General features: G+C 70.5%; 8 protein-coding genes. 3 read left to right on the top strand and 5 right to left on the bottom strand.

What is annotated here, in order from left to right:
• Positions 1-173 precede the first annotated feature (173 nt).
• Both BG418_RS11840 and BG418_RS11835 read left to right on the top strand, forming a co-directional pair.
• Positions 174-578, top strand: a complete 405-nt coding sequence (locus BG418_RS11840; RefSeq protein ID WP_317453626.1) for an NUDIX hydrolase — start codon at positions 174-176, stop codon at positions 576-578.
• A gap of 272 nt (positions 579-850) precedes the next feature.
• Positions 851-1,771 (top strand): HIT domain-containing protein, encoded by a 921-nt coding sequence (locus BG418_RS11835; RefSeq protein ID WP_188273758.1) that lies wholly within the window; start codon positions 851-853, stop codon positions 1,769-1,771.
• Positions 1,772-2,224: 453 nt separating this feature from the next.
• On the opposite strand, the gene BG418_RS11830 is transcribed toward BG418_RS11835, so the two are convergent.
• The 5 genes from BG418_RS11830 to BG418_RS11810 all read right to left on the bottom strand — a co-directional run bounded on the left by BG418_RS11830 (position 2,225) and on the right by BG418_RS11810 (position 9,174).
• Complete coding sequence (locus tag BG418_RS11830; RefSeq protein ID WP_188273757.1) at positions 2,225-3,202, bottom strand: hypothetical protein; 978 nt, start codon at positions 3,200-3,202, stop codon at positions 2,225-2,227.
• A gap of 760 nt (positions 3,203-3,962) precedes the next feature.
• Positions 3,963-4,943 carry a TniB family NTP-binding protein gene (locus BG418_RS11825; RefSeq protein ID WP_188273865.1) on the bottom strand — a complete coding sequence of 327 codons (981 nt, stop codon included), beginning with the start codon at positions 4,941-4,943 and terminating at the stop codon, positions 3,963-3,965.
• 113 nt (positions 4,944-5,056) lie between these two features.
• A complete protein-coding gene (locus tag BG418_RS11820) occupies positions 5,057-7,192 on the bottom strand; it encodes a Mu transposase C-terminal domain-containing protein (protein ID WP_188273756.1) in 2,136 nt (711 codons plus the stop codon).
• Positions 7,189-7,950, bottom strand: a complete 762-nt coding sequence (locus tag BG418_RS11815; RefSeq protein WP_317453621.1) for a TnsA-like heteromeric transposase endonuclease subunit — start codon at positions 7,948-7,950, stop codon at positions 7,189-7,191. The genes BG418_RS11820 and BG418_RS11815 overlap by 4 nt, the downstream gene beginning before the upstream one ends.
• A 210-nt stretch (positions 7,951-8,160) precedes the next feature.
• A complete protein-coding gene (locus BG418_RS11810) occupies positions 8,161-9,174 on the bottom strand; it encodes a DNA-binding protein (protein ID WP_317453620.1) in 1,014 nt (337 codons plus the stop codon).
• Between the two features lie 593 nt (positions 9,175-9,767).
• On the opposite strand from BG418_RS11810, the gene BG418_RS11805 reads away from it, so the two are divergent.
• Complete coding sequence (locus BG418_RS11805) at positions 9,768-12,263, top strand: DEAD/DEAH box helicase (protein WP_188273754.1); 2,496 nt, start codon at positions 9,768-9,770, stop codon at positions 12,261-12,263.
• The last annotated feature ends 355 nt before the right edge of the window (positions 12,264-12,618 follow it).

The raw sequence follows: 12,618 nt of genomic DNA, 5'->3' as shown, positions 1-12,618 counted from the left end.
ACGCCCGCCCTAGAAGACAGTGATCTTCAACGTCGGGAGCAGGCAGACCTTCTGTCCGGTCAACCACGCGGCCTCGCGTGTCTTATGCCAGGTGGACGAGGAGGTCCCGTTGATGCTGGTGGGGGCCAGGCCGCCTTCGATCCTCGGGAAGTAGTACAGGCAGCGCTGCAGACATCGAAACCCCTGACGGCAGCCGGTTCGAGCACCACAAGGTAGCCCTGCCCCCGGCCGCGATCGTGGCCATGGTCGACGGCCGGGACCGGGTGTTCATGATGTGGCGGCACCGGTTCGTCTCCGATACCTGGGGCTGGGAGCTTCCCGGTGGGGTCGTCGAAGACGGCGAGGAGCCGGCGGCAACGGTTGCTCGTGAGGTGGTCGAGGAGACCGGCTACGAGATCTCCGGGTCCCTGGATCACGTCGTGACTTACCAGCCGATGACGGGGACCGTCGACAGCCCGCACCACGTCTTCGTTGCTCGTGGCGTGACGAAGGTCGGTGAGCCGTCCGAGCGCGACGAGGGTCACCGCTCCGCATGGGTCCGCTGGATCGGATCAACAGTCTGGTCGAGAGCGGGCTGATCTCCAGCTCGGGGACGCTCGTCGCTGTCCTCCACCTGGTCGCGGCGCGCACCGGCTCATCCGGCGTCGCGCAGTAGGACCGTGGCGGGTCGGCGCGCGTACAGCCCCGATGGCGTACGAGCGGTCAGGCAGGCACTGCCTGGGGCCGGGGCCGGTGACACAGGACGCCGGAAAAGAGGAAAAGGGAAACTTCGCCAACCCCCTGCCGCAGTGCCCCGGTGGCAGGGATGGTGAAGGCACCGCCTATCAGACGACCAAGGAGAGCCCCCGCCATGCTCGCAACGCCCCACGTCGTCGTGACCTCGTACGGTGCCCGCTGGAATGACCCGCCGCGTCATGACGGGCCGGTGGTCAAGCTCGATGTGTCCGGCACGTTGTGGGACCCGGCCGCGCACGCCATCACCCAGGGCCTGGTCCCGCTGACCGGACTCGATCCGGCTGTACGCGACCACGTCCTCGCGACGCCCGGGGCTGCTGGTCTGATCGAGGGTGCCGGCCGCGACGTCCTGGCCGTGCGCGAGGGTCGTGGCGACGGCGGGCCGGTCCGCCTGGACGTGCACTGTTGGTATGGCAGGCACCGCGCCCCGGCCGTCGCTGAAGCCGTCGCTTCGTGGCTTCGCGACCACGGTGTGGACGTCGAGGTCGTACACCGGCATATCGGCCGTCCGCTGGTCCACCGCGACCCCACCGTGGGCGAGTCGTGTGTGTTCTGCCGGATCATCGCGGGCACCGAGCCCGCCACCCTGGTGCGTGAGTGGGACGACGCGATCGCCATCGTGCCGCGCGGCGGGGTGACCGCCGGGCACACCCTGGTCATCCCGCGCCGCCACGTCGAGACCGCGGTCGTCGACCCGGCCGTGACCGCGTGGACGATGGCGCGCGCCGCCGAACTGGGCGCCGAACTCAGCTGCGACCTGAACTTGATCACCAGCGTCGGAGCCACGGCGACCCAAAGCGTCCAGCACCTTCACGTCCATCTCGTTCCGCGTGCTGCGGGCGACGGGTTGCCGTTGCCGTGGACTCCGCAGCAGACCGCCCGCAGCAACCCCGAGGGGCATTACGAGGAGTGCCCCGCTCTCGACTCCCCTTCGGAGCGGTGCCGCTGTGTAGGCATCACGGCTGAGGCTGAGGCGTACTACGCCGAAGAGGACGACGTGTTTGCCCAGCAGCTGAGTTGGCGGCAGTCGCTCTGACGCTGAGTCGGTGGGTCCACCGCCCGTTGGGCGCAGTGGAGCGGGCGCGGCCGGGCGGTGGTGCCGGGGCATCGTCATGTCCGGGGCCACCCCAGAGTTGGAACCCGGGGCGGGAGTTCCGTGTCACCGGCCGACTGACCGGCCACCCGCCCCGGGGCCCGCCACCCTACCGACGGGTCTCACCCTCGGGGGAGCGGCTGCGGACGGGGCGCAGCAAGCCTTTCAGCGGGCTCTAGAAGCCCTTTCTTCCGTGGCGGTGGCCCAGGGTGCCACACGGCGCCCCGAGGGCCGCCCTCCGGGCCCTGGCGGGCCCTGCGGGTGAAGTCGCGGGCGCCTGCGGCGACTTGGGTCCGTGCAAGCGCGGACCGCGCCGCCGGGCTTGTTACCGATTCCAGGGCGGGGGCGGGGCCCGGGTGTGTGCTGCCCGGCCCCGCTGCCGTTGGGTTGGTGGTGTTACCAGCTGATGACGACGCGGCCGGTGCCTTCGCCGCCTGCGCCGGAACCATTGTTGGTGGTGGTGGCGCCGTTTTGGCCTCCGTCGGTGCCCGTGCCGCCGGATCCACCCGTGCCATTACTGCCGCCGGGTGAGCCGGTGCCATGGAGGCCTCTGCCGCCTCCGCCTCCTCCGCCTCCGCCTCCGTAGCCGTTGACGCCAGCTCCGCCCTTGCCGCCGTTGCCGCCGTTGCCGCCGTTGCCCGGACCGCCGAGGAGGCCGCCGGCTGTGCCGGCTCTGCCGTCTGTGCCGTCTGTGCCGTTACTGCCGCTGCCGTTGGCTACGCGGATGGCCAGGATTTTTCCGTTGTTGTCGCTGTTGCAGTTCGCGCCGAGGCCTGCGCTGCTGCCACCAGTGCCTTTGGTTCCGCCGCTGCCTCCGGCACCGGGGTCGAGGAAGGCGCCGTTTCTGCCGTCTCCGCCGTGTGCGCCAGCTGTGCCGCCTCTGCCGCCATCGGCTTTGACGCCGCTTGTGTCGGCGGCGGTCACCGTCGTTGCGCCGCCGGTCATGCCAGCTGAGGCGCCGGTGCCGATCTGCACGGTGTAGACGGTGCCGGGCAGAGTGTCGCCCTGAAGGTTGCATTTGACGTAGAACCCGCCTGAGCCCCCGCCGCCCCCGCCGCCGCCCCCGCCACCACCACCCCCGGCGTTGTCTGTTTGTCCGCCGCTGCCGCCGACGCCGCCGTTTCCTCCTGCGCCGCCGGCCCCCCATGCCTCTACGGTGATGGATTTGACGCCTTTGGGCACGGTGAACGTGGACGTGCCGCTGGTGAAGACTTGGGGGCTGGTGGGGGGCGGTGGGGGAGGGGCGGCCAGTGCCGGGCTGGTGATGCCGGTGAGCAGTACGGCCAGGGCTGCCGCGCTGCGGCCAACGCGCCGCCCGGGCGGACCGGCCGGGTATCGGCCGGATGTGTCGGGGGTGGGGGGATGAAGGTCCATCAGTTCTTGCCTCTCACACGGCCCGGACCCGCCCCGTACGGGGGCTGTTCCAGGTACCAAGGGGGGTGACGCCCGGCCCGCAGTACGCCGTGGCGTGGTGGCGGGTCTACCGCTCCGTACCGGTGGCGGCCCGGACGGAACAGTCGGTGTCACAGCAGAACGGAGCACTGCCGTGCGTCCCGCTGTGCCCACACCGTCACACGGCCCGAGCTCCCTCCACCACGGCCGCTACGCCACATGGACCAGGGAGCGCACCGTGGTGGCGGCGGGCCCGCGATCCCGGCGAGCTGCACGGGCTGGTCCTCGAAGTCGTCGACTGGCCCACCGGCCGAGCCGTCCTCGCCCAGGAGCGGTGCCAGCGCCGCGAACGCGACGCCTTCGGTGCCCTTCGGAGTCCTTTGACAAGCCAACGGCTGGCTGGTGCTGCTGTGGCCCTGGGGCGTCCGGGTACGAGTACCCCGTCGAAGTCCCGCCGCCTCCCGCCGCGCCCTCCCGCCAACGACCGCAGGCCCCTACCACTTCTTGGCTTCTTCGCGGGCGTCGATATTCGGCCCTGGTGTGGGTTGGGGTGTAGGGGTGGGGTTGAGCTGGGGTGTTGCAGGTTGAGTGAGAACTTTCCGGGGCGGTTTCGGGTGGGGTGACAGGTGGTCTGGCCTGCTGCTACGCCAACTTCGGTAAGAATTGTGGGTGTTGTCGCAGAGTGCAGCCCGCGTCTAATGGCACCGCCCGTATTCACGCTGGTCAGCGCGGTTTTGCCTGGTCAGTGGGGTCGGGGTGAGCGGCTTTGGCTGGTGTGGTGGGTTTCAGCTTGGTGGTCTAGCCGGATCTGGTCCAAGCCGGTTTTGGTGATGCGTTCGGTGCCGTCGAGGATGCTCGTGATCGCGGCTTGGCGGATCAATCGGGTGAGGCTCCCGATCCGGCCCGCGGTGCGCTGGTGGAGGTACGGGGCGTGGCGGGCCAGGGTGCCGGGCCGGTGCGCGCGGAGGTCGAGTGCTGCTTCGACCCCGGCGATCAGCTCGCGGAACGGCTCGCGTTTCCCGAGGCGTGCGGGGAACGGCCCGCATTCCACCAGGCTGGCGCGTGCGGCGAGTTGGGCCCCGCGTACGCCGGAGAATAACGCGGTCTGCGTCACGTCGATGCCCGCGTACACGAATGTCGCCTTGATGCGTTCGGTGAGGTCTTTCAGTAGATCGGCGGTTTGTGCGCCGGTGGTGGTGCGGGGGTTGAGGCGGTGGATCTCGTCGATGAGGACGAGGCGCACCCTGGCTTGGTTGTAGGTGTGGCAGACGGCGTCGGTGATGTGGGCCTGCGTCATGCGGCTGGTGACAGGGACGCCCAGGTAGCGGGCGAACTCGCCCGCGAGGGTTTTCGCGCTCGCTGCGGGCGGCACCAGAACGTAGGCGACGGGCACCGGTGCCTGCACGCGACTGTCCGGCACCGGGTGTTGCTGGGTGTGGGCGAGGTGGCAGGTACGCCCGACGGTCAACAGGGCGGTGGTCTTCCCGGCCGCGGCCGGCCCGGTCACGATCAGCGAGGGGCGGGCGGTGGTCTTCTGGTGCCTGCCCAGGATCATCAGCGTGCGCACGTTGGTCGTCAGGGTGTCGATGGCCGGGGTGCGGACGGTGACGAACGCGGAGTGATACGCCAGACGTTCCTCGTCGCTGCGCGCCGGCTCTTCGGGGGCGGGCGGCTGTGGGGGAGGGGTGGTGGCGAAGTGCTGCCAGCCCTGCCAGGTCGTCACCGGCCACGCCCCACCACCCGCGCCGTCGGCGTCTGCCGCGCCCGTGCCGTGTTCTGGCGGTCCAGCCACGTCCGTGTGCACCCCCGCGTGGCCTGCTCCCCGGCGGTGTCCGGTCACCATTTGCGGGCCTCTTCCTGGGCGTCGTAAAGCCCGTACCCGGCCACCGGCACGGCCGGAGTGCCCCATGCCTCGTCGTCTTCGGCAGCCTCCTCCGCGCTTCGGTCGAGGCCGTCTTCTTCCCCGTCTACGGCTGCGGTGTCCTGTTGCTGGCCCTCACCCTCACCCTCACCCTCGTCTTCGGGCAGGGGAGTGCGGGCGGTGGTGCGGCGGGCGAGGAGGTACTCCTCGCGGGCGGTGGCCCCTCCGGCGTGGGCGCGGCGCATCAGCTGATCGAGGGCTTCGGCCAGGTCCGCCTCGTACCGGTCGTGGCCCGTGTGGCGTGGGGTGAGGGTCTGCAGGTACTGCCAGATACGGTCGTTGAACGGCTGGTGGGCGTGGTCGCGGTGGATCCACGGGATCTCGGTGAGCCCGGGTCCGGGGAGGCGGACCCAGATCTGGCGGACGTCGTGCGGGTTGGTGTGGACTTCCCATTTCCCGCCCCTGGCCGCCACACCGGAGTCCTGCCCGCGGTACGGGCCGAGCACGTCGTGGTCGTAGGTGCGGTGGTGCAGCCGGATGCCGTGCTCAGTGATCGCCTGCCACCGCACCGGCAGCAGCTCCACGTAGTCGTTCCTGCTCAGCGGGACCGGAACATAGCCTGCGACGCAGACCAACGCCGCCCACATCTCGTTCGGCGACAGCACCACCTTCGGCAGCATCGGATGCCGCAGGCCCTGGTGCGGGCGGTGGTGGTAGAGCACCAGCCACTCATCCAGGAACTCCTGCAACTGGACGATGCTGTAACAGGCTTCGCGTGCGACGTCCCGGCCGCGGCGGGTGACGTCACAGCCGGTGTAGCCGGGCAGGTGCTGCCAGAGCAGCGTGTTGAGCGATCCGAAGGTGCGCTCCACGATGCTCTTGGCGGTCGGTGCGAATGGCGGTGAGGCCTGCACACTGATCCCGAGCGTCTCGCAGGCGCCCGTGAACGCCTTCGACAGGTACACCTTCCCCCGGTCCACGACCACCGTCTCGGGCACCACCACCGGCCGGGCAGCCGCCTTATGGAGACGTTCGTCCAGCGACAGCAACCGCTCCGCGGGCAGGACGGTGCTGCGGGCGAAGTGCAGGACGTCGGGCCACGTGGGTCGTGCCGGATGCGGCACCGCCATTTCCGCGAGCAGCAGAGCGGCATCGACAGCCTGCGTCCCACCAGGCCGCAGTACCGCAGCCAGGATCGCGCGGGTCGCGACATCGACCGCGATAGTGAGCTCCGGGCGCCCCACGCTCCCGTCGCCGTACAGCGCGAGGACGTCCAGGCGGGTGGTGTCGATCTGGACCTGCTCCCCGGGCCGCAACGCCCTGGTCGGGGTGAACTTGCGCCCGCCATCGGTGAGCGGAGCACTGCGGACGCGTTTCGCCGGGTGATCAGCTGGGTGGGCGAGCTGGTTGACGAGCCGGTAGAAGGTGGTCTGCGCGGGCATCGCGACCGTATCCCCGTGCCGGTCTTTGAGGAGTTGCGTGACCAGCGGCATCAGCGCTTTGACGGTGCCCTTGGAGCGCCCCCGCTGCCCGCGCAGTACGTCCTTGACCGCGGCGACGACCCGCTCGTCCTGACGCCCTCCAGCGTTGCCGTCCCCGCCTTTCGGCCTGCGGGCGGTGCGCTGGTCGACCAGCCCCCACAGCCCTTCCCTGCGGTACGCCAGCCGCATACGCTGCACCGTCGACCGCGACACCCGCCCGAAGCCCAGCGTCGTCAGCTCCGCGGCTTTGGCCTGTTCCCGCTCGGCCAGCGTCCACCGACCGGGGTCGTACTCGGCTCGCACGACCCCGCCGCTGTCCGGTCCGCCGGGCAGCCCGGACTCGACCTCGCGGATGTGCCCAAGCCAGGCCATCGCCTTTTCCCGTGCCGCGACCGGGGCGGTCTCGAACAGCCCCCACTGCGGCACCGCTTGCACCTGCTCCGCGCCTACGACGGCGAAGCCGGGGTCGGCGAACAGGTGCCCGGCGAGTACCACCTGGTCCGCCCCGTCCTCACCGACCAGGTGGAAGCTCTGCCCAGACAGGGCCACGACCTGCCACTGTGCCCCGCTGAAACGGATCTGCGCCCCGACCTCCACCACCGGCCACCCGCTCCGCCGCACCCCGCTCACCCCGCTTCCCCGCAGCCCGCGTCGGGCCTGCTGCCGCCTTCGGCCCGGACCACGGCGTGTCCGTGCAGCGGCATCTCCAACAGCGCCACCAGACGTCCCGACCACAGGGCGTGGAACGCGACGGGCAGCACCTCGATCGGATCGCCGACCTCTGCCACTCCCTTGATGAGCGGGCGCGGCTGTGCGAATACGTCCACCACCGCCTCCAGCAGTCCCGCCCTTCCCCGGTTGCGTGGGTGCCGGTAGCCGGCCAGCCACTTCACGTTGGCCTCCACTACCTCGTCCAGCGGCTCAAGGCGCCGGTAGACGAACCCCGCCTGTGTACACGCCTGCGTCATCACGGCTGCGGCAGCCAGCGCCCGCTGCCCGCCGGCCTCGGCGTGGCTGGGGCAGTCGGCCAGCATCCCGGTCCCGTCCGCGTACCGGGCGAAGAGCTGTGGCACCCAGGAACGCTCCCGCCCCCGGCCGTCGCGCCACAGCAGCCGCACCGGCCGCCCCGCTATGCCGATCACCTGCGGGTCGCGGTCGAGGACCATCAGCTGGACGCGCATCGCGTTCGACCCCGAGGCCACATGCCGCCCGCAGGTCGCCGACCACCACAGACCCGGACCCCACCGCCGCCCCGGTACGACCGGGAATGCCGACACCGGATCCAACTCCTCGAAGGCGACCGCTACAGCCGCGTCCGCCCACCGCTGCTGCACCATCCGGCCTACCGGGTCGAGGAACATCGCCTCGAACCCCGCCGCGACGTTCACCTCCGCCCGCCCGGGCCTGCCACCGACCCGGCTGCCGCACTCTCGCCGATCACCCGCCCCAGCCAAACCCCATCCCCACCGTGCCGGGCGCGATTCCCGTGTTCTGGACTCACAGCGCCACGCGATGCGATACAGCCCGCCGTCCCACGACAGCGAGGCCTGCCCGCACCACGCCCCGCGCTCTGCACCAGTAGCACCCGTCGCGACCGGCTACCGCTCCTCCCCGTCCCCGTACGCCTTCAGTGCCTCCGCCACGGCATCGGCGGGCAGGCGGGCCCACCGGGCCACATCGTCCACCGGCACCCCGGCGTTCGCGGCCGCGGCCGTGATCCGCAGCAGCACCTGGTCGAGCAGATCGAGACCACGGCCAAGGCCCTGCAGCAGATACTGCGCCGCGTCCGCGGTGGTACCACTCTGCGCACCGCGCAACTGCTGCAGCTGCTCCTCCGCGTCACCGAGCAGGTTCTCGATCAGGAAACGCTGCTCGGCGGACACCGTGGAGCGCCAGTTCGTGCCGGAACCGGGTGTCTTCCTCTCCTTGGACAGCGCCCGCAACTGGGCGGCCATGGTCGCCGCCTGGTGTTCCTGGCGCACCCACCACAGGTTCTCCTCAAACCGCGCATACGGCCCGGGCCGCCCTTCGGGGTGGCGGCGCCGGCGGACAACAGTTCCCATCCATGCGATCAGTGGGCCCCCGTGGTCGACCGCGACCAGCGGCCCCAGCCACTCCCTTCCCACCCGCTCCCCGAGCCGCCGGCAGAACGCCCCGTCAGCGGGCAGCGGCCGCGGCCGCTCCGCCCCGCTGTCCACCCACACCAACTGCGCCATCCCCGGATCCAGCAGTGCATCCGCGACGGCCACTACCTCAGGGAAGATGACCGCATCCCGCCCCACGATCCGCCAACGCTCCAAATCGGTCCCCGCGTTGCCGCCCGCGACCTGGTGCAGACGACGCGGCCAGATCTCCTCCCTCTCCCACCCGTACGCCCCCTCCCACCAGCGGGCCACCACCGCATACGCCAGAGCGAACACCTCACCCGGCTCCACCCCCGACCGCACCGCGCGCCGCGCGACACCCCACCACCGCCGCTGCGCCGCGACCACCTCCGGCAGGCCCCGCAGGTCCAGATACTCCAACTCCTGCTCGGCGTCGGCGTCCAGAGCCCACCGGCCGTGCCGCACGCACACCCGCTCCCACCGCTGCGCGTACCGCACCACACGCACCGCAGCCCCGGTACGCCGTGCCGTGCACAGCCGGCACCCGAACGCCACCGGCCCCGCCACCGCACCCCCGACCCGCCACAGCCCTCGCCCCCGGCCTTCCTCCGGTCCGTCGAACTCGGGAGCATCCCGCCCCCAGGACGGCAACGCCCGCCCTAGCGACTGCTCCCCAACTCCGCACAAAGAACCCAGCGCGCGCCGGCCCGCCGCATCCAGCAGCACCTCCGCATCCGCCCGCAGCCCACCCCCGTCATGCCGGGGCCGGTGACCGCGCCACTGCCAACCAGACAGCAGCGCCTTCTCCTCCAGCCCGTACCGGTCAGCGATCCGGCACAGAAACGACCACGTCGTCTCCCCACCCACAGGAGCCAGACGGAACACCCCGGAAACCATCTCCTCAGCCTTCCGGAAACCATGGCCGGACGGACGGATCCTTCCTTTCTCGGGACTCCCGCCCGTGAGGGCGTCAGTGGGACCGCGAAGCCCCCCCCACCAGCCGTACGCCCGATGCCGGATCAAGACTTCTGCCCCCTTGGCCTCCTCCAGCGCGGGAGGATAGGCCTGTCCGTTGCTGTCGTCTGCCGAGGTTCTGCCCCATGCCACCCACCCCCGGCCCCGCAGCCGCGGCCGCGACTCCTGCTCCCGCTCCCCGGACTGCGGTTCTTCGTCGTGTGCTGCGCGTCGATCAGCAGGCGGCGGTGGACAGTGGAGCACGCGGCCTGCGAAAGCCGGGTTCGCGTGGCCACATGGTGTCCGCGTGCGGGACGGGCAAGACGCTGATCGCGCTGCGCACCGCCGAGGCCCTGAATGCCGGCCACCTCCTCATCGCGGTGCCGTCTCGGGATCTGATCGGCCAGTGGGCCCAGGTCGCCCGTGCGGATGGCCGTACCGAGCCGCTGATGGCGGTCTCCTCGCTCCGGGCCAACAAGCATCCGCTGCTCGCCGGTGCCGCCGCGCACAGCACCAACTCGGGGGAGTACCTGGCGTACTGGCTGACCCGGCACAAGAAAGCGACGGTGTTCGTCACCCTCGACTCCCTCCCACGGATCGAGGAGACCCTGCACTCGGTCTTCACCGCCCCCGTCTTCGACCTCCTGATCGTGGACGAGGCACACCGCACGGCCGGGAGCTGGGACAAACAGTGGACGATGCTCCACGACAACCAGCACGTCCGGGCCGACCGCCGCCTGTACCTGACCGCGACCCCTTACGAATGGGAGGCCCCCCACCTGGCTGAGGCCCCGGACACCCGCCCACGCCCCAAGCGCACCGCATCGACCGCACCGGCATGGGAATCTCCCTCCCTGATCGCCTCCATGGATGACCCGAAGGTGTTCGGCCCCCGCCTGCACACCTACACCCACGCCGAGGCGATCGAGGACGGCGTCCTGGCCGACTACCAGCTCCTGGTCCCCACCATCACCGACACCGACCTGCGCACGGTCCTGACCGACCCCGATGGCGCGCACACCGGGTTCGCCCCGACCGCGCGGCGGACGACCGCCCTGCACCTGGCCGTCCTCAAGGCGATGACCGAGCACGACCTCAAGCATGTGATCGTCTACTTCCAACAGGTTGCCGACGCAGAAGACTTCGCCCGCCAGTTCCCCCACACCCTGCGCACCCTCCCACCCGAGCAGCGCCCCTCCTGGGCGAGCAGCCTGAGCATCTCCTCGATCAACGGCAACCACACCCCCCACCAGCGCGCGCAACTCCTCGACCGCTTCGCCACCGCCGACCGCGCCGTGATCACCAACGCCCAAGTCCTGGGCGAAGGCATCGACTTGCCAGCCGTGGACGCGATCGTCTTCGCCTCCCGCACCGAGAGCGTGCGCCGCATCGTCCAGGCCCTGGGCCGCGCCCTGCGCAAACCCCCCACCACCGATGTGAAGACCGCGAGCCTGATCATCCCCGCCTACATCCCACCCGAGGCCGACCCCACCGACCTCCTCGACACCCCCTTCGAGGCCCTCTGGCTGATCACCGCCGCGCTGCGCCACCACGACCAGACGATCGCCGCCCGTGCCCCACGCAAGGCCACTGCGCACCGCCTGGACGACACCACCCACCGCCTCCTCGCCCGCCGGTTCCGCTTCGACTTCACCCTCCACCCGGGCACGATCGCCCGCGCCATGGACCTGCTGGCCTGGCCGTCGGACGGCGCGGTGCTCTCCGCACCCCGCCGCGCCGGCCTGGCGGCGGCCGCCCGCTACCACGCAGAACACGGCCACCTGAAGGTCCCGACCAACTACGAAGACACCTACGGCTACCGCCTCGGCTCCTTCATCGCCGGCCAGCGCACCGCCCACCGCCGCGGCACCCTGACTGCGGACTGGATTACCGAACTCGACGAGCTCGGCATGATCTGGGACGAGAACGAAGCCGCCTTCGAAGGCAACATGACCCTCATCGAGGCCTTCCACACCGAACACGGCCACCTCGCCATCCCCGCCCAAGATCCTGGCGGCCAGTTCCTCGTCGACCAACGCGGCCTCGCTCGCAAAGGCCAACTCCCCACAACCCGCCACACCCGCCTCACCACCCTCGACCCCAACTGGCTCCTCCCGTACGGACCCGACTGGCACCGCAAGTACCACCTCCTGGCCCGCCACATCCAGGACGGACACGACCCCGCAACTCTGCGCCACGACACGGTGATTGACGGAGTGAAAGCCGGCGCCTGGCTGCAGCGCCAGCTCACCACCTGGAACACCCTCGACGACGATCAACGCCACCTCCTGGCCCGCATCGGCCTCACCCCGGACCACATCACCCTGACGACGACGAAGAAGACCACCACCGCCCCCGCCACATTCAGCACTGCCCAGACCAGAAAACGCCGCTCCTTCGAACAGACAGCCACCCTGCTGCGCGCCTTCATCGAGCGGCACGGCCGCCCTCCCGGCGCCCGGGAAGGCATCGAGGTCGACGGGGAACGCGTCATGATCGGCCCCTGGCTCTGCAAGATCCGCACCGGCCAGAAGAACGGCCAACTCTCGGACAACAGAAGCCAGTTGATCCAGAGCATCCTCCGCGAAGCCGGCGCTGCCCCCGCCGAAGAGGAGCGCCCCGAAAACTCAGAGATCCCGTAACTTTTTTGCCCCTGATCCCGCTAAGGAAGCACACTGGAAGTGCTACCGTGGAGACCGACGGGGAAGCCCTCCGGATCCGGAGGGACCACACCTTCGACATGAGAGCGGCCGGAACCTCGAAGCTCAGCAGGGCCCAAGATCCCGAAGACCTCTGACGAAACAGCCCCCAACACTGTAGCCAGCCGTAGGAGTTTGCGAAGCGAACTCCGTTGAGAGAGACCGCGGAGCGGGATCTCTCACGCTCGGGTCGCGGAGCGACCTGATGCTGCGTCACGGAGTGACGCAGCATCAGTGATGCGGAGCATCACGACGTATCCGTCGCGTAGCGACGGCGCGTCGTCTTCGCGGAGCGAAG

The organism is Streptomyces sp. CBMA152 (assembly GCF_014596475.1).
Lineage (GTDB): Bacteria > Actinomycetota > Actinomycetes > Streptomycetales > Streptomycetaceae > Streptomyces.
This window is presented reverse-complemented; position numbering and strand designations above follow the sequence as displayed.

Bases quoted from the DNA above. Each gene is read 5' to 3' on its own strand.
- BG418_RS11835 (WP_188273758.1), top strand. From the start codon at position 851: ATGCTCGCAACGCCCCACGTCGTCGTGACCTCGTACGGTGCCCGCTGG.
- BG418_RS11805 (WP_188273754.1), top strand. From the start codon at position 9,768: ATGCCACCCACCCCCGGCCCCGCAGCCGCGGCCGCGACTCCTGCTCCC.
- BG418_RS11830 (WP_188273757.1), bottom strand. From the start codon at position 3,202: ATGGACCTTCATCCCCCCACCCCCGACACATCCGGCCGATACCCGGCC.